Raw genomic sequence first — 21,974 nt, 5'->3', positions numbered from 1 at the left:
AGGGTCCGCCGTGACGCAAGCGCAGGTGAGGCGTTCGCGTAGGGACTCTGCCCTACACCCCAGGTCTGCGCCCGAGCTGCCGGCTATCCAACGGTGATCTGCGTCTGTGACCCTTGAATGATACCAGGGCGAGTTAGCAACCGTGCAAGCAGCCTACTCGAGTGCTGTAATGCGGAATAAACTCAGGCCTCCACTGTGCATTCAACCCAGCGCCAATCATTGTGGCGGGCCGTGGGGTCATGCGGACATGCTCAGGAGGTAATCCCCTTTTTGGCGTCTATTCCCAAGGGATCCCAAATCGCAAGGCGATGGGTTGACCCGATACCAAAAAAACTTGCAGCAGCGACTTTCTTGGAAGGTAAGTTGTTCTTATCTGCATATCTATCAACAGCGCGTTGAAGGAGGGATGATGCACCGGTATTGCAATTCCCGACCTTGTCGGTTTTGTGCGGCGGCAGTCTCTGAAATCGCGGTGTGGGAGCCAGCACGCGATTACGGCGCGCAACATCCATTTTGACTTCCGGGTTTCGCAACGGAACTCCTGTTCCATTGCGCCCTAACAGCTCATCCTGATACAGTTGATGAAGCGTAAATTGCTGTCTGGCCTCTAGTAAATCAATACTATCCACGTCTGAGATTTTTCTTAACCAGACTTTTCTTCTGAAATCTCTTGGCAGGTGTTCGAAGGCACGCAGATCGCGTTCCGGCGCGGGAGGCCTTTCCACTCTGTAGTCACCGGCTTTCTTTGGCCACATTTCCATTGTTGACAAAGGCAAAAGACGATAGATGGCAGTGATCTCGTCATGCAACGCGAATGAACTAGCCTCACCACCCCTAGCCCGCCTGTAAGCTTCGTAAAACTCCTCACGAGTAGCAAATAAAGTTCCGGCAAGAGCTAAAAGGGCCGCCCGGATCTCTGCAGACAATTTGTGGGGATTTTTCGAGTAATCTTTACCTATCAAGTGTCCAAGGAGTTTTTCGTCTAACACAACATGCCCCCGTTTTGGATCACCTCCCACTCCGTAGAGTATCGCGCCGCTTTTGCGCCCTCGGTTGGGATAGCCGGCAACTACGTATCCATGTGTGGGAATAAGATATCCACGCGTGTTTCTGTTCACATAGTAAACGGGGACTTGGGATAGCGCGTCAGGCGCTTTGAGCTGCATCTCATGAAGCACGGTGTTGTATGCCTCCCGCTCCTTTCCCTCAGGGAGAAAAGGGAATTTTCCGGGATACCTTGCATCTACAACCTGCCCATCGCTGTCGCACTGGACGTCGATCAAAGCCGTCTTTCCATTGACAACGCGCGTGATCCTCGTCCAACCATCGCCAAGATCGAGCGCTGTTGCGTCTGACTTGCCTTTGCCCTCAGCCATGAACTCAACGAACGCTTGCGCGCGAGACTGGGCATCGCGCATCCCCAGCATGGCTTGAATCTTATGACTCACCCGACTGACGACACCTGTCGCATTGATCCACTGAACTCTTTTTTTCTCAGCGTAAAGGCCCGCTTGTTTTTGCAAAGTCCTATCCGCTCCAGCCGTCGAGGCGTGACCTGAAGTGCGGGACCGAGAGCGACTGGAAGCAACGCGCACGGGAGCCTTTTGCAGTCCATCAAGCACACCCGATCGAGTAAGCGCATCCCATTCGGGACGTTTTTCGCTGGATGCGCCAGGTTTCGCCGCATGCTTTTCCTCAAGTCCCCTCAACATGGTGGATGCTGATTCAGTTAGGGCATTCTTTTCAATTTTCATTGCGATATGAAATCGATGACGTGCATTACGACCAAGAAGAAGTCAGGGCGGGGACTTCGAGCGCCCTCCCTCGACTGAGGGCTGCCAACTTCTCACGAAAAGCGTAAACCTGCTTTCGCCAAACGAAAAACGCTGTGGACTAGCGAAATTCTGCCCACTGATCGGATGCAGCTGAAAACTGAACTGTGATCGGTCAAAGCGCGGGGGCAAGCATGCTAGCGGTCAAGCCTCGCGCGACACCCGCACCAATGCCCCGGCTTATCGATGGGCTTGCCAGGCTTACGAACACGCTCGGGAAGCTGACCGGCAGCCAGCTCACTATCCAAGATGTATTGACGCGTCCAGTCAGCGCGGCTCGACAGCGAGGCGCTGACCCTTCTGTCTGATTCACCCTCGACCGGCGGCCTGCGTGGCGTGACGACGCCAAGCACGATGGTCGGGAAGTCTTCGCGGATCGCCGTAAGGACCGGCTCAATGTCACTATCGTTGGAGTACACAACCAGCTGTTGATACTGCGCAGATGCCGCATCGCGATACATGGCCAGCGCCAGGTTCACATCGGTCTGTTTCTCTTCGAGCTTCCAGACCCGCACCCAGCGCGCCCGATCATACGGTTGGCCGCTGACAAACTCAGGCAGCAGGGTTCCCGCTTTGTCCCAGCTGTGTTTGCCCAATGTCGTGGTGAATCGTTGTGGGTGGCTGTGTGCTACGCGCGCAGATATGCCGCTTGCGTTTCCGAGGCCTGCTTGTGGGTGGCAAACCGACCCAGCGCCGGCGCTATGAAATAGCGGACGTGCAGCAGATCGGAGGTCGGATCCTGATTATGCAGGAGGGTATCGAACAGTGCGACCACATCAAGCCAATTGAATGCGGTCCCACGGATGCGCCCGTAGTACAGGTGTGGCCATCGATGTAGACGGCAGTGGCTTTGACGATGGTCACACGGAGCTTCCTGCGGGCATGAAAAAACCGCCTTGCTGCGGTTTTGTCGTCCCAAGCCGTTGCCCAACCGAATGGGGCGACAGGGGAGGAATGATGACAAGACCGCAACGGCATCGCCCGGGCGATGCAATAGCAATTATCCACCGCCCTGACACGCTATGCCCCACCCCTTGCCAGGCGTCTGGGGACGACGGATAGACCCATCCCCCACGGGGCCGGGCAGCGTGTTGCGCTGGCCGTGGAGACGGCCGCGTGACTCTGTGGCCACCAGCAGGTCGCCACCAACAACAGAGCAGAAGCATCAGCATGGGCACACACTGAGACTGCTATCTGGCGCGGTATTGAGCAACCATGTCGGCCGTTAGGTCTTTCGGATAGCAAAGGGACACGTAACCGCAACCACGGCTATGCGCTCCTACCGCCACAGCTGCTTCCATTACGCGCTGTGTTATGGGGGCAAGGACAGTTGCCTGGATGCGAGCTGATGGATTCGCGAATCAGGTCCGTCTTGATTTGAGCGTTGGACAAGGGCGAGGGTGGGCCTTTGGCAAGCACTGGAGGCGCACAAGCAATAGCCACCGGACTCCTACAACCGTGGCGGCCAGCGCAGGATGCTTGCCGTGGTGGACACGATGATGAATCCGACTGCTCGAAGCGTGACCGCCTTACCGCAATGCTGGAAGCCCGTGAATACGACCAGCACCACCACGATGTTTGGACCTCGCCATCCGACGCGGACCACTTCGATGGCATCGTTCAAAACAGTGATGATTGGGCGCTTACTCGAAGCTCTGTGGTGATACTCATGGCGGGTCCAGCTGCGCTGAAGACCTTAAGAAATCACCTTTCGGATGACAAAATAATCGCTCGTTGGAATGAGTCGAACGAGTCAATGCGCCACGATTTCCAGCGCGCCTATAGCCAAGCAGCAATGCTCTTATTGCGACAACAGCACGGTACGCCGTGCGTTACCCCCGCCAGATCAACGCCATCGCTGCCCAACGTCAGACAATCAGGACGACCGCCGCCGCCAAATTCACCCGGCTTCACCCCGTGCAAATCTAGGCGGCGCGTAGCGTGATGATGCAGACTTGTTGGGTCTCCTTCGCCAGTCGCCGCCCATGCTTCGTCTACGTACCGCACTGTTCGTTATCACCCTTGCTGCCATGACGCTACAAACCGCTGCCCAGGCGGCTGGCAAGCCCGCCGATCGCGAGGACATCAAGGGCTACGCGCTGCAGCGCTGCCTGGACAACAACTACACGCGCAGCGGCAAATACGCGCCCGACCAGCTACGCGATCGCTCGTATCTGCTGACCACCTATGCGATGGATAACGCCAAAGCCGGCGCCACCGAGCGTCTGCAGCGTTTTGTCGACGCCAGCACTGCGGGCTTCGACAAGAGAGAAGTTCCGATGAAGGACGAGGCGCGTCGCGGCCCGTTCAACCGCATCTTCGCGCAATGCATGGCGTTCTATCGTTCGCCGGCGTTGAATCAATTCGTTGCGCGCGAATTCTGAGCTTGGCGATGTGAGCAGCGAAACATAGCGCCTGGACTGCTGTGGCGAATCGCTGCCAGCGACGCCTGACGTATTGTGTGTCCAGGACACAGAAGTGCATCGGCACCCACCAACACACGCACACCGACAGGAGCCGCAATGACCGCATTCCATCCATCCCGCTCCCGCCGCACGCTGCTGCGCACTGCCCTGGTTGCCGGTGCGCTGACTGCGGTGGGGCAGCTTGGTGCTGCGCAGTCGTCTACACGACATGGGCTCTCCAAGCCCGAAGCCGCACCGCCAGCACCGTTCCCAGCCGAGGGTAGCGTCCTGGTGCTGCTGGGCACCAAGGGTGGCCCGACGCCTTCGCCCTTGCGGGCGGCGGCAGCCAATGCGCTGGTCATCGATGGGCAGCCGTATCTCATCGATTGCGGCAACGGGGTCGCGCAGCAACTGGCCAAGGCCGGGATCCGCCTGCCCATGCTGCGCGATATCTTTTTGACCCACCTCCACTCCGACCACAGCGCCGATCTGCTCAACGTGGTGTGGCTCGCCTGGGCCAGTGGCCTGCAAACAGCAGTGCATCTATACGGCCCACCCGGCATCGCCAAGATGGTGAATGCCTTTGTCGAGATGAATGCCATCGACATCAAGGCACGCATCCGTGAGGAAGGCCGCCCGCCGTTCAAGCAGCTGATCCATTTGCACGAATTCGATCAGCCCGGCACTGTGCTGAAAAACGATCAGGTCACCGTAACCGCCACCTTGGTGGACCATTACACGCTCAAGCCGGCATTCGCATACCGGTTCGAAGCGCGCGACCGCAGCGTGGTGTTCTCTGGAGACACGCGCTATCTGCCCGCACTGGCCGAGTTCGCGAAGAACACCGATATCCTGGTGCACGAGGTGATGTATCTACCGGCACTGCAAAAGATGCTTCAGAACAACGATAACGCGCCCACGTTGCTGGACCATTTGCTCAAGAGCCATTCCACCAGCGAGGAGGTCGGCAAGATTGCAGCCGCGGCCAAGGCCAAGATGCTTGTGCTCAATCACTTCGTTCCTGGTGGCGATGCGTCCATCACCGATGCGATGTGGAGCGAGGGCGCGCGCAGGCATTACGCCGGGCCGATCGTGGTGGGCAAGGATTTGATGCGTCTCTAGCGCAGGCACGCGCAACACCTGCCCCGAAGTGTCGCCAGATGGCCGGCGTTATGCCGGCATGGGCCTGCGCATCCCCCACACCTGTGCGCCTGCCTTGCAATAGCGCTCGATAAAGGCTTGTTGCGACGGCATCTGCTGCACCGCGTGCTGGATCGGCTGGGCGATACCGTCGAGCAGGCGGCGCAGGTCGTGGTCGGCGAACGCGCGCGTCAGCGGGTGATGCTGCTCGGGTGCGATGCCCTGCCCCATCAGCACATGGGTCCAGGAATCGACACGGAACAATTCATCCGCACCCTGCCAGGCGTGCGCGCGTTCGCGCCAGGCACGCAGACGCAACGCAAGCGAGTCGGGCAGTTCCATCTCGCGGCATTGCTGCCATAACGGTTCATCGCGCTGGGTAGCGTGGTAATGCAAGGTAACGAAGTCGCGCACGTGCTCCATTTCAGCGCGGCTGACGTCATTGAACAATTGCACCTGCGATGGTGCGATGCCTTCGGCCGGAAACAGCGCCAACAGCCGTACCACCGCAGAGATGGTGAGATGAATGCTGGTGGATTCCAGCGGTTCGATAAAGCCGCTGGCCAGACCAAGCGAGACCACATTCTTGTTCCAGGCTTTGAGCCGGCGGCCGGTGCGGAACGGCACCATCCAGGGGTCCTTGACGGCGGGCGCGGCCACATCGTGCAGCAGCTTGGCGTGCGCTTCGTCATCGGACAGATGCTTGCTCGAAAACACCAGGCCGTTGCCGACGCGATGCTGCAACGGAATATGCCAACGCCAGCCGGCTTCGTGCGCGATAGCGCGGGTATACGGCACCGGCGGGCCAACGGCTTCGGTCTGCACCGCCACCGCACGGTCGCACGGCAGCCAATGGCTCCAATCTTCATAGCCGGTGTGCAGCGTCTGCTCGATCAGCAGGCCGCGAAAGCCACTGCAATCGATAAACAGATCGCCTTCGATCACCTGCCCGTCTTCGAGCACCAGGCTGGCGACGTCGCCGCTGTGCGGCTGCACGGTCACCTGCTGGATCTTGCCTTCGATACGCTTGACGCCACAGGCCTCGCTACGCGCGCGCAGGAACTTGGCATACAGCGCCGCGTCCAGGTGATACGCATAATTGACCGCCGGCTCGCCATGCAGCGCAAAACGGTCCACGCGCGAGGCCACGGTTTCCAGGCAGTAATCGCCGAAGCTGCCCGGCATGCCGCGGCGTTGGCTTTCCAGCCACAGATGATGGAAGGCGCACACCAGGGTGCTCTGGCCGGTGATGCCGAACGGATGGATATAGCGATCGCCCTGACGCAGCCAATTCTCGAACGAGATCGAGAGCTTGAAGGTGCCGGCGACCGCACGCAGAAACTCCTGCTCGTCAATCTGCAGGAACCGGTGGAAGGTCCGGATGGGCGGCACGGTGGATTCGCCTACGCCCACAGTGCCGATCTGCTCGGACTCGACCAGGGTGATGTCCAGCAAATCGCGGAATTGATGCGAAAGCGCACAAGCGGCGATCCAGCCGGCCGTTCCACCACCGGCGATCACCACCTTGCGAATCTGAGCCTGAGTCACTGCGCATTCCTGTGAGATGGGTTGAGAGCGGTGTTGCGCATCAACGGTTCAACTTGCCGATCAGCATGGCGCGCAGCTGTCGTGCCAACGTTGGGTCGATCGGACCAAGCGCCTGGCGTGCCGATTCGGGCAGGTGTTCGCCGGCTCGCTCGGCAGGGCCGAACACGTAGTGATCGAACAGCGCGCGCCACGCCTGTTTCTCCGCTGCCGGGCGGTCGCGAATGGCCCATAGCGCGTGGTACAGGGCCGGCATCCCGGCAGGCAGATGCGCCGGCGCGCTGCTCCACCAGTAATTGACCAGCACGTTGAACGAATGCAGCGATTCGACGTGATGCCACCACATGCTGGGGATAAACAAGGCATCGCCCGGCTCCAGCGCCACGCTGCGCGCATGCGGCAAGGCATCGGCAAAGCGCGGAAAGCGCTGCAGATCCGGGCGAGCGAAATCGACCATGCTCACCACCTGTCCCCCAGGCGTGGGATCGAGCGGGCCGGGGTAGAGATTGGCCACCTGTTCCGGCGGAAACAGCGTAAAACGCCGTTGCCCCACCGTGCAGCAGGCCAGGTTATCCAGCGCATCGTAGTGACACGAGGCGATCACGCGATTGCCGATCCAGATGCTGGGCTGCACGGGGCTGCCCTTCGCAGCGACATCCAGGTCGTTGTGCGTGCGCAATCCAGGCAGGTTGGCATCCACCGGCAACGAGGCCAAGTAATAGGTGGGCTGCTGCACGTCATCGCGATGTGCTGCGATGGCATCCAGCAGGGTGCTCAAGCTGCCGCGTTGCACCTCGAAGTTGAGCGCGCTGCAATCGTCGCGATAGAACGGGCGGCTGCCGATGTCCGGGCCGCCGTAGGAATATTGCAAGGGGCGGCCAGTATCGTGCGCACGCAACAGCGCCATGGCTTCCTCGGCGCTGCGCAGCCCGGCTTGCACCAGCGACCAATTGCGCGCGAGGCCACGCAGCACCACCGGCTCGGCGGCGTCGCAAAGTTCGGCGAGCGGCAATGCGTCGGGGCCGCAATCGCTACGCTCGGCGATGGCGGTGCCTGCGGTGACGGAGAGATCGGCGGCGCGTGCGGCCATGCGCTCAGGCCTACGCGGCAACGGAGTCGCTGTGCGAGTGCTGCAAGCGGCGCTGCTTCTCGGCCATCAGCCGGCGCACGTTGTGCAGCGATGCCAACATCAGGAAGGCACCTTCCAGATAGCCGGCCCGATGCAACTGATGCAGCGCTTGTGCATCCAATGCGGCAAGCCGTTCGCGTTCGATGGCGAACAATCCCTGCAACTGCGTGGCGTGGCTGGCATCCAGCGCGACGTCCAGGCGCACTGGCTCGATCAGACCCAGCGCGTCGAAGGCAGCCGCCATCGCTTGCCCTGCGTCCACGCCCTCGCGGATGCCGCGCAACACACCAATGATGTGCTCCAGATATGGACTGTGCCCGCCTTGCGGCAGGAACACCGCCTCGCCCTCGCTGCGGCTGATGCGTGGATGCTCCAGGTCGACATGGATCACCGGCTCTTGCACCAAGGCGCCGTCGATGTGCTGCTCCTGGAAACCGATCAAGAACGGCCCTTTGGCCACAATGCCCGGCAGGTAGCCGGCATTCCAGCGCCCGTCCTGCAGAAACAGGTTCTCGTCCTGTGCGAAGCCCAGCAGCGCCACAGATTGGTAACCACTCCCAGCCGGATCCTTGCGGAAGAACAGCGGGTACTCGCGCTGCAGCTCGGCGTATTCGGTGACGAAAGCCGGCACCACGCCGAGCGCATCGCCGAATTCCGCACCAAAGCGCAGGATCACGCGCAGGTCGTGATGCGCCACGTTGTTGAGCACTGCATATCGCGTCATTTAAAACTCCAGCAGCCATCCGTCGCGAAGGACTGCAGTCATGATGGGTTTCGGTCGCACGCATCCCCGCGTGCATGGCGATGCTGAGCATTGCCAAAAATAGGCGCGCCGGCAAGCCGCAGGGCAGCAATACGCTGCATCAATGCGAACATCAGCGCGTACGTCACGGGTGCGCACTGCGCCGGCGACCTCATATGCACAGACAGAGACGGTGCTGCTGAACGACACGGCTGCGTACCCCGAGCGAGCACTTGTGCAACAACCAGTTGCGGCCGCCATCACGCGATGGCGGCCGCAGGGCTACAGCTTCAAGCGCGTCGGCGTGATGACTCAGAACGCGTACCGCACGCCCAGCGTGTAACGCGGCTGCTGGTCGATCAAGCGGATGATCTGCTTCTCCGAGCGGCCATGCCAGCGCACGTCTTCACCGGTCAGGTTGATCGCCTCGAAGCCCACCGACAGCTGCTTGTTGAATGCGTAGCTCACGCTGAGGTCGAACTGCTGATAGGGCTCAACGTAGTACGGGTTGCGGTTGGCGTTGTCCTGGTTGGCAGCAATCAGGTATTCGTCACGCCAGTTCCAGGCCAGGCGTGCGCTCCAGCCATACTTCTCGTACATCAGCATGACGTTGGCGGTATCGCTCAGGCCGAGCAACGCGAACTGATCGCGGTCGATCACGGTGTTATCGAATGCCACATCGCCTTCCACGATGGTGTAGTTGGCATAGATGCCGAAACCGGTGCTGCCGAAGAAGTACTGCCCACCCAGTTCCCAACCGTGGATATTTGCCTTGTTCTGGTTGATCGGCCGCGACACGTCGAACTGATACAACGGGTCGGAGGCATTGCCGGCGATATCGTAGGCATTCTCCAGCGCCAGGCTCTGCGCCGAACTGCCGTTGTAGGCGCTCAGCCCGCCGGTAGCAGCCGCATTGCGCAGCAGTGCCATTGCCGCGAACAGCGAGGTGTCGTTGGCCGAACATGCACCTGCGACATCGTTGCCGGCCGCGCCCACCTGGGCGGCGCAGGCACCGCTTTGCAGGAACGCCAGCGCGGCCTGGGCATCCGGCCCCGAGGTGGGGTCGGTCAATCCGTACAGCGATTCACGCGTGACGGTATTGCCGATGAAATTGCTCACGCGCTTGTTCCAGAACGTCGCTGAGATGTAGCTGGCGTCAGCGAAATACCACTCCAGTGCCAGATCGAGGTTGTCCGATTCCAACGGATCGAGGGTTGGCGTCTGCGAGTCGCCACCGGCGCGGTTGGACGGATTGATCAGGATCGAGCCGTTGGGGGTATTTGGCGTGGGACCGGCGATGAGATTGTTGTACGGCGCCCGTGCAATGGTCTGACCGAACGAGGCACGACCTTTCAGCTGATCGGTGAAATCGATGCTGAAGTCCATGTTGGGCAGGATGTAGTTGTAGCTGGTCTTCTCGCTGAAAGGCTGCTGCTCAGTGGAGCGGATCAACTGGAAATCGTTGTTGGAAAGCCACAGCAGCGCGGTCGGCGTGGCCACCTGCGAGGTGGATTCCACGTCGGTGCGCTCGTAGCGCAGACCCAGGCGTGTATTGGTGGTCATCCCGGCGATGGCACCGGCAATTTCCAACTGCACGTAGGCAGCGCGGGTCTTTTCTTCCACCCGGTTGTCGGCGGTGTATTGCGGGTTGTAGCGCGTGGTCGCGCCGTACTGACTTCCACCCCACAAAGCCAGCTGATCGGCATCGCCACGCCATGCACTGGGGGCAGCGCCGGTGGGATTGAAATCCTTGAACATGCCGGTGATGCTCACCGGCTGCAGCAGCGCGACCATTCCCGGCTCGTTGCCCGCATTGGCCACGCCCCAATCGCCCAGCGGCGAGTTGGTCTCGCTGACACGGCGCTGCATGGTGGTGTTGGTCGAGCTCACGCCAAACTGGAAGCGCCCGTCGTCAAAGTCGAACTTGCCGTCCAGGCGCCCTTCCTTGGTTTCGGTCACCTGCTTCTGATAGAAAATGCGCAGCACCTGCGAGCCGAGCTCGGCAGGCGTGAAAGCAGGATTGACCACGCCATTGGTATTTGCCAGCGAATCGGCTGCAGTGGGATACCAGGTGCGTGCGCCGATCGGCAAGGAATTGTTGAACCACAGTTCCTGTCCCCATTGGCCGCCGCAGTACGGCCCATTGGTGCAGTTATTGGTGCCGGCGAAGCTGAAGTAGGTGGCGCTGCCGCCCGTGGTCGGGTCGTTGGGCAGGCTTTGCGTCTTCGAATTGTGCGCATCGAAGCTCAACTGGAAGCGATCGCTCACTTGCCAATCCGCGTTGAAGCCCAGCGAGCCAAGCGTGTACTTCTGCTCGTTGCGCTGTTGCTCCATGCCGAAGTCTTTGGCGCCGTTGGGCACATCGCGCAAATAGACCGGCGTGGCCACGGCCTGGCCGGTATCGAAGGTCAGATCGGTAAAGCTGTTGGCGCGCTGCAGCCAGATACCCTGCTCACCGCGCTCTTCGCGAATTTCGTTGGCCGAATAAGTGTAATCCAGGGTCAGGGTCAGGCTGTCGGTGGGCGCAAACTGCATCACCGCCTGGCCGTTCATGCGCTCGCGTTGGAAATCGGCGAATGCGTAACGCAGATCGTTAGGCATGCCGTACAACTGGCCGATCGCCGGGGCATTGGTTACCACCGCGTCCGGGCGCAGCGCCGGGTCGGTGCCGGTCCAGCGCTGGATGTTCCAGGTGTTTTCGGTGGCCTGCACCGAACCGCCGTGGCGCTTCTGGTAGCTGGCGCTCAAGCCGATACCGAAGGTCTTGTCCGGGTTGGTGTAGCTGAAGATGCCCGACACTTCCGGGGTGAGCGAATCGCCGAAGGGCTCGGAGCGGTCCGACACCATCTTGGCGCCGGCGTTGGCCACCACGCCATCGTGATTGAACGGCTTGTCGGTCTGGATGTTGATCGTCGCACCGATGCCGCCGCTGGGCGCAGTCGCGCGGCTGGTCTTGAACACCTCGATGCCGGTGATGGCTTCGGACGCGAGTTGGGCGAAGTTGAACGCACGCGTGCCGACATCCACACCGCCGATCGGCGTCTGGCCGGGCGCACCGAACGCATCGGCGCCGGGAATCAGACGGCCATTGAGGGTGACGGTGTTGAACTGCGGACCGAAGCCGCGTGCGGTGACCTGCGCGCCTTCGCCATCGCGGCGCTCGATGGAAATACCGGTGATGCGTTGGAGCGATTCGGCAAGATTAGTATCCGGAAACTTGCCGATGTCTTCGGCACTGATCGCATCCACCACGCCGGCAGCGTCGCGCTTGATGCCCATCGATTGGTTGAGGCTGTTGCGGATACCGGTCACGTTGACGGCATCCAGGGTTGTAGCGGAATCGCTGCTGGACTGCGGCGCCGGCGCGGGCGGCGGAGCGACATCCTGCGCAAACGCGGGATTGATGACCAACAGGCCGCCAACGAAGGTGAACATGGCCTTCGACTTGAAGCTGTTCAACGTACGACGCATCGATGTGTCCTCGGGAGTGGAGTTCAACCGCCAACGGCCGATATCGCGGCATGCGATCCGGCGGAATCATGGCCACTGCCCGACAGGCCGTGGCGACTGCTGCTGCAACTGCTGAGCCACCAATCCAACGCCGATGCGTTCGCCATGCAGGCGCTGCCGGCGCTCGGATCGGACATGCACTGCGTGCATCTCCGCCGCTTTCGCCACACCACACGCGCCACCCGACAACCGCTCGCTACGTTGTTTCAGCTGCCCTTCGATCTATCCCCTAGCACGCAGGCCGCCGGTCGCCCCTTCGACCGTTGACCTGCGATGTGCACGCACTACCACCCAGCGCATCAACGACAACGCTCTGCCATTGCTGCATTTGTGACGGCTGCTTTGCACCGTGTGTCAGCCAGTGATAGCGCTAACATGCCTCGCAGCCTAGTCAGGGCATAAAGGGCTTGTCACCGTGCGTTGCAACATAGTGATAGCTGTGCACTGTTACAGCCGATACGGCAGTCGCTTGAGTCCGAATGCGTTTATCAACGGTGGCAGGGCTGTAAGCGTTATCAAGGCATTACGCAAAAACCGGCAAGCCGCACGGTGAAATTTCCATAATGTAACGTGTCGTGGCGTGGTGGAAGGCGGCGTTTGCGCAAACGAAGGATCGGATGTCGCCGCCGCACATCTTCGTTGCGATTGTCAGACGCAGCGATGCACTGAACACAGCAGTGATACATGTGCGATGCCGTTCGCACTTCGGCAACACGCCTTACAGCGACAGGCATCTCGCACACACGAAGACAGCGCAATCTTCGCAATCGATTGCGTGCGTTTGGAGCCGACAAATACACGGCGTACGTCGTCTTCGGTTGGACATCGGCAGCGCCACTGAGCGCTGCGTACGAGTGCTGCCTACCGATTGGAGGCAACTGCTGTGTTCGCCTGGTGGTTACCGCAGGCGTTTTCGTTCCACTCTTCGTCGCCACTGCAGGCGGCGGCTGACGCGACCGCGCCTGCGGTCACGTCACCATGCATACCTGTCGTCATGCTCAGCCGGTCACGTCCACACGCGCATCGCTGCGGTCTGCATCCGGCAGCACATGGTCCGGATCCAACGTCACGTGCAGCACCTTCTGCGTGGTCGGCAGGTTGACCGTGGGCGTGGTGGTCTGCAGCCAGGTTTCCACCGGCACGCGCCGGTCCAGATGGCTGCCATCGGCCAGGTCAGCACGCAAGGTCACCGGCATCACCAACCTCTGCCGGCTGCGCAGCGTGACTTGCACGCCCTTGGACGGGTCATGGTCCACGTAATGCGCTGCGGTGATGCCCATGTCCAGCTGCCAATTATTGAGATACCAGCCGCGCCACCACCAGGACAGATCTTCGCCACTTTCGCTCTCCATCAGCCGGAAGAAATCCGACGGTGTGGGATGTTTGTAAGCCCAGGTGGCGATGTATTTGCGAAACGCGGGATCAAAGCGCGCCGGCCCCAGAATCTGTTCGCGCAACAGCACCAGCCCCAAGGCACCCTTGAAGTAGGTCAGCGGATGGCGATAGGTCTCGCTGGTGGAATCGGCGTTGTCCATCAGCGTGGGCGCATGGGTATCGGCCAGCAGCGGCAGGATTTCGTCGACCGGGTTGCCACCTTTCGGTGCGTATTCCGAATCGCGCTTGGGCGCGTATTCGCCCTTGTTGAACGCATCCGATGCATACACGTCGATGAAGGTGTTGAAGCCTTCATCCATGAAGGCATGCCGGCGCTCGTTGGAGCCGACGATCATCGGGAACCAGGTGTGGCCGATTTCGTGTGCGGTGATCCAGAACAAATCCTTGCCGCCGTCTTCGAAGCCGTCGAAGACGATGCCCGGGTATTCCATGCCGGCGCCGTAGCCGCCCAAGTTGATCGCTGCCGGCCACGGGTACGGATACCACTGCGAAAAATGCTCGATAGCGCCTTTGACGTATTCGGTGGAGCGGCTCCACTTTTCTGCGCCCACGCCTTCCACCGGGTAGACCGACATTGCCAGCGACTGCTTGCCGCCCGGCAAGTTGATGCGCGCCGCGTCCCAGACGAATGCCGGCGATGCGGCGAATGCGACATCGCGGGTGTGGTCCATATGGAAGCGCCAGGTCTGCGTGCCCTTGCTCGCTGGCTTGGCCGCGCGTGCAGTCACTTCGTCAGGCGTGCGGATCAGCACCGTGCGGTCGCTGCCGCGGGCTTGTTCCAGGCGTTGCTGCTCGGTGCGGCTGAGCACGTCCTGTGGGTTGGTCAGTGCGCCCGAGCCAGCGACCAGAAAGCCCTCCGGCACAGTGACTGCGTAATCGAAATTGCCGTATTCCAGATAAAACTCCGAGCCCAGATATGGCTGCGTGTCCCAGCCGCGCAGATCGTCGTACACCGCCATGCGCGGGTACCACTGCGCAATCTCGTAGATCTCGCCCTGCTTGCTGGCACTGACCGCAGTGCGCCCGCCCCAGGTGCCGGGAATGGTGTAGCGGTAACGAATATGCACGGTGAGCGCCTTACCCTGCCCGGCCAGCGGCTGCGGCAGATCCACCCGCATGCGGGTGTCGTCGACAACGAAGTGCACGGCCTGGCGACGCCCGCCCATGTCGACCTCGACACTGGCGATCTGCATGCCATTGGTGAACTCCTTGCGCTTGAGGGGCCGGCTGGCGGCAGCGCGCGCGTCGGCACGATAGATGTTCTGGTCCAGCTGCAGCCACAGCACGTCCAGCGTGTCGGGGCTATGGTTGGTATAGGTGATAGCGGCCTCGCCGCTGAGCGTGTGCGTTGCTGGGTCGATGCTGGCGCTAAGGTCGTAATCGGCGCGGTTCTGCCAGAACGCCGGGCCGGGCACGCCGCTGCCGCTGCGGTAACTATTCGGGGCGTCCGGCAATTGCAGGGGCGCGAACAGGGCCAGCGGGTCGAACACGTTCGCTGGAGCGGGCGTGGCGGATGCGGCGCTGGCTGGCGCGGCGGCGGCAAGCATCGGCGCAGTGAGGCACGCCAGCGACAATGCAACGGTGAGCGATCGGCGCACGGTGGGGGTCATGCGAAATCCTGCGGCGGGAAGGGGGTTCCCATCCTACGGCGCACCTCGCCGCGCATGGGAATGCCATTGGTCCCGGTTGCGGCCGCGTGATGCTTTGGACGTGGCCGCCAATGCGCGCGCCGGTGCAGCGCTAGCGGCGCTCTACATGCACGCATCGCGTACCGATCAAGTCCACGACGCCTGCATGACGATCGGCGCAAGGAAGCGGTCGTTAGCCAGGCTTACTCCACGAGCAGGCTACCCAGTCGCAATGCCCCCTCACCGCCCTGGCCCATGGCGTCGTCCGGATTACTCAGGCGGCAGCGGCGCAGCGACAGACAGCCGCAGCCGATGCACTCGGTGAGCTGGTCGCGCAAGGCCTGCAGTTCGTTGATGCGCGCGTCCAGTTGGCTGCGCCAGCGCGCCGACATGCGCGCCCACTCTGCACGCGTGGGCGTACCTTGCTCCGGCAACACCGAGAACGCATCGAGCACCTGCTGCAGCGGCACACCGAGCCGCTGCGCCACGCGAATCACCGCGATCCGCCGCAGCACATCGCGCCCGTAGCGGCGCTGGTTGCCGGCGGTGCGCAGGCTACTGATCAAGCCTTTGCGCTCGTAAAAGTGCAGCGCCGACACCGCCACGCCACTGCGCTTGGCCACCTCGCCCACGGACAACTCGCGCTGCATTGCCTTGACCTCAACTTAGGTTGAGGCAGGATGCTGCGCGGCCATCACCGGGGCAAGCACCGGTGCCATGGCTCTACACACTTTTCGTCCCAGGATGTTCGATGCCCACCGAGAGACTGACCACTGCCGCAACGCTGCCCATTGAAACGCAGCCCACCTCCATCCTGGCCGCGCCTTACCGCGCGGCAACGCTGGGCATGGTGGCGCTGGTGTCGCTCAACGCCTTCGAGTCGCTGGCAGTTGCCGCCGCGATGCCCACGGTGGCGAGCGAATTGAACGGCCTGCCGGTGTATGCATTGGCATTCGGCGGCACCCTGGCCACCAGCGTGGTCGGCATGACCGCAGCCGGGCGCTGGAGCGACCGCCGCGGGCCTGGCGGTGCATTGGCTGCCGGCCTGCTGTGCTTCGTGGTCGGCCTGCTGGTTGCCGGCTTGGCACCGAGCATGCCGCTGCTCATCGTCGGGCGCTTACTGCAAGGTCTGGGCGCCGGCGCGTATTCGGTGGCCTTGTACGTCATCGTCGGGCGGCTGTATCCGGAGGTCTTGCGCCCGCGCGTCTTTGCCGCGTTTTCAGCCGGCTGGGTGGTGCCCTCGTTGATCGGCCCCGGTATCAGCGGGTTGATCGTGCAACACGTGGGCTGGCGCTGGGTGTTTCTGTCGGTGCCGCTGCTGGCGATTCCGGCGGGATTACTGCTGTGGCCGGCGCTGCGCGGACGCACCTGGACAAGCGAGGTTTCCGATGCACCAATTGCATCGCTGGGCTGGGCCGTCGGCGCGGCGTTAGGCGTGCTTGGCGTATATCTGGGCGGGCAACTGCACGGCACGCTGGTACCGGCCGCGATGCTGCCGGCGCTGTCGATCGCGATGTATTGCGCCTGGCATCTGCTGCCGGCCGGCACGTTGCGGCTTGCGCGCGGATTGCCCAGCGTCATCGCGCTGCTTGGCATCGCTGCCGCTGCGTTCTTTGGTTTCGAGGCCTTTTTGCCGCTGCTGCTGTCGCGCGAACGCGGGCTCTCGCCGCTGCTGACCGGCGTGGCGCTGAGCGTGGGCGCGTTGGGCTGGTTTAGTGGTTCGTGGTACCAGGGCCACAGCCGTGCCGGTTGGTCGCGCCCTTGCCTGCTCAAGACCGGCGCGCTGCTGATGACGCTGGGCATCGCGATCAGTGCAGGGGCGGTGTGGCCGGCGATTCCGGTGCCGTTGGCCATCGCCGGCTGGGCACTGACCGGCCTGGGCATGGGCCTGCTGTATCCCAGCCTGTCGGTGGTGCTGCTGTCGCTGTCGCCACCGACGCAGCAAGGCGCCGATAGCTCTGCCTTGCAGTTGAGCGAAGCCATTGCGGTGGCGGCCATGCTGGCACTGGCCGGCGCCTTGTTCGCTGCGCTGCTGACATCGGCGACGAGCGCGGCCTACCTGAGCGTGTTCGGGTTGGCGTGGCTGTTGGCGGTCGCGAGCTTTTTTGTGGCGCGACGGGTGTGATGGGTGGTGGGGTGCGTGTGTGGATGGAATGAGTGACGCGTTGACAGCGCATCCTGATGCCAGTGTGATCGGCCGATTTACGCCACTCCACTGAAATGCACCGCGTGCGCGGTCGGCACGCCTGACGCGGTCTGCATGCGCACCACGTCATTCTGGCATCGCGCAAACGCGCAGAGATTCCGCAGCGACGACGTGCCGACCACTTTGCCGATCCTGTCGAGATCGCTGCAACCGCAAGCGAAAAAAATCCTCCGCTAGTGATTGGTCATTTTTTCACCACCGATCTTGACAGCGTTGCGGGCCGGGGCCTGCGCGCACTTGTCCACAGCGTTGTGCAACTTCCATCCACAGGGGGTGTGGAAAAGATGCGTCGCCTTGCATGTGCCTGAGGCCTTGCGCGCCGCTGGCGCCTGTGTCAAGCGCGACAAGCAGTGCCATCGCAGGGGCGTAGTACCTGCCGGCAACACGCTGGGCGTCATCCCAAAAACTGTATCCACGTGTGACGCAGAGAAGCTTGGACCCACGCGCAACGTCGCCACCGCTCGGTGGCGATGTACGCACAAACTGCGCATCAATCGGTGATGACGTGCGGCACGAAGCGCGAGGTGTCGCGGGTGATCGGGCCATCGTCGTCGCGCATGCCCAATCCGGCAGGACGATCAGCGACCACCCAGCTGCCCACCAGCGCATGGCGTCCGTCGAACACCGGCAGCGGATGATGCGCCTGCAGAATTGCGGGGCCATCCACATACGGGCCATCGGTGTGTGCGGCCTCGCCTTGCGCAGTGACCAGCGCGATGTTGGCGCCCTCGCGCGACAGCAGGGGCTTGCGCACCCAGCCTGTGGTCGGCGCTTCACCGGCTTGCGCAAAGCGGGCCGGCAGCAGATTCGGGTGGCCCTGATGGCGGTCCCACAGCAGCGGCAGGATGCCTTTGTTGCTCAACACCGATTTCCATGCCGGCTCGATCAAGCGCACCCGGTCGGCGATCAATGCCGGCCCGAAGCGTTCTTGCATCATGAATTCCAGCGGATACAGCTTGAACAGCGTGTGGATCACCCGATCCTGCTCGTCGGTGAACCAGCCTTCCGCACTCAGGCCGATGTCTTCGATGGCGACTTCTTCAGTACTGATGCCGACCTGATGCGCACAGTCGCGCAGATACCGCACGGTGGCGCGATCTTCCAGCGAATCGCGCACCGCCGCAAAATGCATCTGCGCGCCGATCGCACCGTCCACCGCCAGCGCACCCAGCGTTTCGCACAGCAGGTCCTGGATCAGGTTGTACTGATCGGTGCCCTTGGGCAGCGCGCCGCTGGCGATCTGCTGCTCCAGCCATAACCACTGAAAATACGCCGATTCGTACAGCGAGGTCGGGGTGTCGTAATTGAGTTCGTACAACTTGGCCGGGCCGTTGCCCGAATACGCAAGGTCCATGCGGCCATACAGATGCGGGTCGCGCTCTTTCCACGAGTTGGCGATCCAGTCCCAGTAGAACGGCGGGATGGCCAGCTGCGTCATCAACGCTTCCGAGCCCACCACCTCGTCCACCAGCTGCATCGCCATGTCGTGCAACGCTTGCGTGGGCGCTTCGATGTCGTCTTCGATCTGCCGCAGCGAAAACGCGTAGTACGCGCTTTCGTCCCAGTACGGTTCGCCGTCGATGGTGTGGAAGTGGAAACCCAGCGATTCGGCCTGCGTGCGCCAGTCCGGGCGTTCGGGGATCAGGATGCGTTGCATGTCAGCCGCCGAAGCCCGAGCTGCGCCCGCCGCTGCCGAATGAACTGCGCGCCGCCGCACTGGAACCGAAGCCCGAGCGCGACACGGTAATGGCACGCGTGGGCATGTCGATGGCGCCGCTGCGCCCACGCACGGTGCCAATGCGGTCGCTGGCCAGATCGCCATTGGGCTTGTAGTAACCGCCGCTGCGATAATCGCGATACAGCGGGATCGAGCCGCCATAGCGGTAGCCGCCGCCGCTCATATTGCCCAACGCGTAACCCAGCAAGAACCCGCCCATCGGCGGAATCCAGCTCTGCTGGCCTTGCGGATTGGTGATCGCCGTGCAGCTGCCGAACTGCGCATCGCACTCGTAGCGCGTGTTGAAGCGTGGTGCGGCCTGCTGATGCTTGGCCACCGCCTCGTCGTAGGCCTTGAGGCATTGCTGGATGTCGGTCTGTTCCTTCTTGATCTGGTAACAGTCCGAGGCCGACTGCAGCACCACACCGGTCTCCGGCTCCGAGCCACAGCCGGTGACGAAGGCGGCCGGCAGCGCGGCCATCAAGGTGAGTTTGAGATTGCGTGATCGCTTCATGCCTGCGCTCCGTTACGGCGTGATCGCAGCGGCATTGATCAGCCCGACTGCGATCGACACGCCGGCCGAAAAGATGCCGGCAGCGGTGATGTTGTCGGTGATCTGCCGCGAGATGCGCCCGGCGACCAGATTGGCCAGCAGGTACGCCACCACCTGGATGCCGCAGGCCACCAGGCCCCAGATCAAGGCGTCGATCAGGCTGACCGAATGGGTAATGGCCGAATGCAGCGGCAACGCCACACCGATCAGGTTGCCGGCCAATGCGGTGGCCGCAGCCACATTGCCCTGCCGCAGCAAGGTGAAATCCTTATGCGGGGTGACCAGCGTCACCAGCACCACCGAAACGATCAACACACCCAGGCCGGTACCGAAATAGGAAAGAAACGCGAGAAAACTGTGCAGATTGATCGGGTTCATGACAAGACCAAGGTGAGTGGAAGACAAGCGCGCGCGCTCAGGTGATATCCAGATCGGCAACGGTGACATCAATTCCGACTGCATAGGTGACGCAGAATTCGTTGGGTCCGGAATCCTCGCCGGTCACCAGCAAAAATTCTTCGCGCTGCAGCTCGGGCACATCGCGGCTATAGAGCATGGCGTAGTGGGTTAGATCGCCGTCGCGGCGCGGGGGCTGGTAGCGGTACAACACTTCGTCGTAGGCGATCGGCGGAATCCGCGCGGCATCGTCAGTGGACTGTGTGGCACGCTGCCACTGCTTACCGGCATACTCGATCCGCGCCGCACCCAGATGCGGATGCTGCATCACGAACTCCTGAAACGCCTGTTTGCTGGGCGGGTTCACCGTCTCGCAATACACGAAGGCCTTCATCGCTTCCAGATCGCCGCCCACAGTGGTGACCTGCAAAAACGCATCGTCGTCCAGATAGAACCGATGCAGCGCGTAGCCATCGCCCAGATCGACGTGGCCGTAGCACGGAATGCCCTGGTGCCCGCCCGGCAATTCGGCGGTCATGGCCTCGGGCGCCATGCGGTACAGGGTGGTATCAATTTCCACCTGGCCACCGACGCGTAGCCCCAGCGGCAGCGTGTGACCGATCGCGCCACTCCCGGAAGTGGGCAGCGGCGGCGGTTGCGGTTGACCGAACAATTTGCTGAAAAAACTCATCGTCATACACCTTGTGGCGATGGGAAAATGGCGGACGCCTCGCTGCGCATGGCCTGCCACGCGATGGCGTGTGCCGGCACGCGCTGCTCGGCCAGGTAGTACAGCATGGTACCGGCGGCGACCGCCGTGCGTGCTGGCGGGTTCAAGCGCAATGCACCGTCGGGTGCGCGCAGGCCCAGCAGCAATGCGCCGCGCTGGCTGAAATCGGCCGCAAGCCGGCTGTAATCCAGTGGTTGGACATTCGCGGGCACCGCAAGACTGAACTGGGTTGGGCCATCGTCCACCGACAGCAGCTCGGCGGTGATCGCCGCGCTGCCCGGATCCTGCGCCGCACGGGCCAGGATCTCGGCGGTCATCGGGCGCGTGCACTCGATGGCCGGGTAATGGCAGTTGACCAATCGCGCAGCGCTGGCCGAATCGAAGTGCGCCACGATGTGCGCGGCCGGCGCATGCGCCATCAACGCGAACACCGCTGCCAGGGTCTGGTCGTCCGAGGGCGGGTTGACGATCACACGCGCCGCGCCGGCAATGCCGGCACGCAGGTACACCTCGGTATGCGTGTACGACTCGGCGGCGATGAAGCGCATGTGGTCGGGCAGCGGATTTTCCGCCACGCCTTCGGCAATCAGCACCACACCCTCGTCATCGGTGGCGGTATCGGAGAGCAACAACTCCAGCAAGCGCGTGGAAGCCGCGCCCTGCCAGCCGATCAGAATGGTGTGCCCGCGCAGATTGGCATAGGCCATCTTGCCCATGTGGTGGCGCCTCCAGAACGTGATGAGCACGCCGCTGGTCTTGGCCAGCACCGTGGCGAACAACGCCACCGCGCCCGGCATCAACACGAAGGCGGCGATATAGCGCCCGGCCGCCGAGCCCGGCGACAGATCGCCGTAGACGATGGTGGTGGCGGTGGTCATGTAGTAATACGGAAACGCGTCCAGGCCGACGAGCTTCTGCTCGCCGGCCCACAGCAGCAACACCCAGCTCAGCCCCATGTGCACCAGCAGGGCCAGAGTCACCATGCCCCAGCTGACGCGGCGCACGTGGCGCCGCAGGACCCGCAACAGCCGTCCAACGATGATCAT

Annotated in this window: 18 protein-coding genes; 3 read left to right on the top strand and 15 right to left on the bottom strand. The window is 62.3% G+C overall.

The window, feature by feature from the left end; translation table 11 throughout:
- Positions 1–251 precede the first annotated feature (251 nt).
- The 4 genes from NX05_RS09825 to NX05_RS24410 all read right to left on the bottom strand — a co-directional run bounded on the left by NX05_RS09825 (position 252) and on the right by NX05_RS24410 (position 3,456).
- Positions 252–1,754 carry a type III effector gene (locus NX05_RS09825; RefSeq protein ID WP_230597635.1) on the bottom strand — a complete coding sequence of 501 codons (1,503 nt, stop codon included), beginning with the start codon at positions 1,752–1,754 and terminating at the stop codon, positions 252–254.
- A gap of 215 nt (positions 1,755–1,969) precedes the next feature.
- Positions 1,970–2,311 carry a PIN domain-containing protein gene (locus NX05_RS09820; protein WP_039433333.1) on the bottom strand — a complete coding sequence of 114 codons (342 nt, stop codon included), beginning with the start codon at positions 2,309–2,311 and terminating at the stop codon, positions 1,970–1,972.
- Positions 2,312–2,460: 149 nt separating this feature from the next.
- Positions 2,461–2,607, bottom strand: coding sequence for a hypothetical protein (locus NX05_RS24195; protein ID WP_162231359.1), 147 nt, complete (start codon positions 2,605–2,607; stop codon positions 2,461–2,463).
- A 675-nt stretch (positions 2,608–3,282) separates the two neighbouring features.
- Positions 3,283–3,456, bottom strand: coding sequence for a hypothetical protein (locus tag NX05_RS24410; protein ID WP_172645735.1), 174 nt, complete (start codon positions 3,454–3,456; stop codon positions 3,283–3,285).
- A 361-nt stretch (positions 3,457–3,817) separates the two neighbouring features.
- On the opposite strand from NX05_RS24410, the gene NX05_RS09815 reads away from it, so the two are divergent.
- On the top strand, positions 3,818–4,216 hold the full coding sequence (locus tag NX05_RS09815) for a hypothetical protein (protein WP_039433239.1): 399 nt from the start codon (positions 3,818–3,820) through the stop codon (positions 4,214–4,216).
- A gap of 138 nt (positions 4,217–4,354) precedes the next feature.
- The gene (locus tag NX05_RS09810; RefSeq protein ID WP_039433238.1) at positions 4,355–5,359 is read left to right on the top strand and encodes an MBL fold metallo-hydrolase; all 1,005 of its coding nucleotides are present in this window, start codon (positions 4,355–4,357) and stop codon (positions 5,357–5,359) included.
- A gap of 48 nt (positions 5,360–5,407) precedes the next feature.
- On the opposite strand, the gene NX05_RS09805 is transcribed toward NX05_RS09810, so the two are convergent.
- From NX05_RS09805 to soxR, 6 genes are all read right to left on the bottom strand, one after another.
- Entirely contained in the window at positions 5,408–6,925 is a 1,518-nt protein-coding gene (locus NX05_RS09805) for a tryptophan halogenase family protein (RefSeq protein WP_039433237.1), read from the bottom strand.
- A gap of 40 nt (positions 6,926–6,965) precedes the next feature.
- The gene (locus NX05_RS09800; RefSeq protein ID WP_039433236.1) at positions 6,966–8,012 is read right to left on the bottom strand and encodes a cupin-like domain-containing protein; all 1,047 of its coding nucleotides are present in this window, start codon (positions 8,010–8,012) and stop codon (positions 6,966–6,968) included.
- A 10-nt stretch (positions 8,013–8,022) separates the two neighbouring features.
- Complete coding sequence (locus tag NX05_RS09795) at positions 8,023–8,775, bottom strand: SapC family protein (protein WP_039433235.1); 753 nt, start codon at positions 8,773–8,775, stop codon at positions 8,023–8,025.
- 330 nt (positions 8,776–9,105) lie between these two features.
- Positions 9,106–12,264 (bottom strand): TonB-dependent receptor, encoded by a 3,159-nt coding sequence (locus NX05_RS09790; protein WP_010369136.1) that lies wholly within the window; start codon positions 12,262–12,264, stop codon positions 9,106–9,108.
- Between the two features lie 1,037 nt (positions 12,265–13,301).
- On the bottom strand, positions 13,302–15,308 hold the full coding sequence (locus NX05_RS09785) for a M1 family metallopeptidase (RefSeq protein WP_039433234.1): 2,007 nt from the start codon (positions 15,306–15,308) through the stop codon (positions 13,302–13,304).
- A 221-nt stretch (positions 15,309–15,529) separates the two neighbouring features.
- Positions 15,530–15,976 (bottom strand): redox-sensitive transcriptional activator SoxR, encoded by a 447-nt coding sequence (gene soxR / locus NX05_RS09780; protein ID WP_039433233.1) that lies wholly within the window; start codon positions 15,974–15,976, stop codon positions 15,530–15,532.
- Positions 15,977–16,077: 101 nt separating this feature from the next.
- Between soxR and NX05_RS09775 the strand changes: the two genes are divergently transcribed.
- Positions 16,078–17,451 carry an MFS transporter gene (locus NX05_RS09775; protein WP_039433232.1) on the top strand — a complete coding sequence of 458 codons (1,374 nt, stop codon included), beginning with the start codon at positions 16,078–16,080 and terminating at the stop codon, positions 17,449–17,451.
- Between the two features lie 571 nt (positions 17,452–18,022).
- Here the strand turns inward: NX05_RS09775 and NX05_RS09770 are convergent.
- The 5 genes from NX05_RS09770 to NX05_RS09750 are packed head-to-tail and all read right to left on the bottom strand — an operon-like array spanning position 18,023 to position 21,974.
- Entirely contained in the window at positions 18,023–19,189 is a 1,167-nt protein-coding gene (locus tag NX05_RS09770) for a glutathionylspermidine synthase family protein (RefSeq protein ID WP_039433230.1), read from the bottom strand.
- A gap of 1 nt (position 19,190) precedes the next feature.
- Entirely contained in the window at positions 19,191–19,763 is a 573-nt protein-coding gene (locus NX05_RS09765; RefSeq protein ID WP_010369129.1) for a DUF1190 domain-containing protein, read from the bottom strand.
- Positions 19,764–19,775: 12 nt separating this feature from the next.
- On the bottom strand, positions 19,776–20,180 hold the full coding sequence (locus NX05_RS09760; protein WP_010369128.1) for a DUF350 domain-containing protein: 405 nt from the start codon (positions 20,178–20,180) through the stop codon (positions 19,776–19,778).
- A 37-nt stretch (positions 20,181–20,217) separates the two neighbouring features.
- Positions 20,218–20,895 carry a YjfK family protein gene (locus NX05_RS09755; RefSeq protein ID WP_039433229.1) on the bottom strand — a complete coding sequence of 226 codons (678 nt, stop codon included), beginning with the start codon at positions 20,893–20,895 and terminating at the stop codon, positions 20,218–20,220.
- On the bottom strand, positions 20,892–21,974 hold the full coding sequence (locus NX05_RS09750) for a potassium channel family protein (protein WP_039433228.1): 1,083 nt from the start codon (positions 21,972–21,974) through the stop codon (positions 20,892–20,894). The genes NX05_RS09755 and NX05_RS09750 overlap by 4 nt, the downstream gene beginning before the upstream one ends.

This window comes from Xanthomonas vasicola, assembly GCF_000772705.2.
Lineage (GTDB): Bacteria > Pseudomonadota > Gammaproteobacteria > Xanthomonadales > Xanthomonadaceae > Xanthomonas > Xanthomonas vasicola.
The sequence above is the reverse complement of the archived record's forward strand: the minus strand, read 5'-3'. Positions and strand labels throughout refer to the sequence as shown.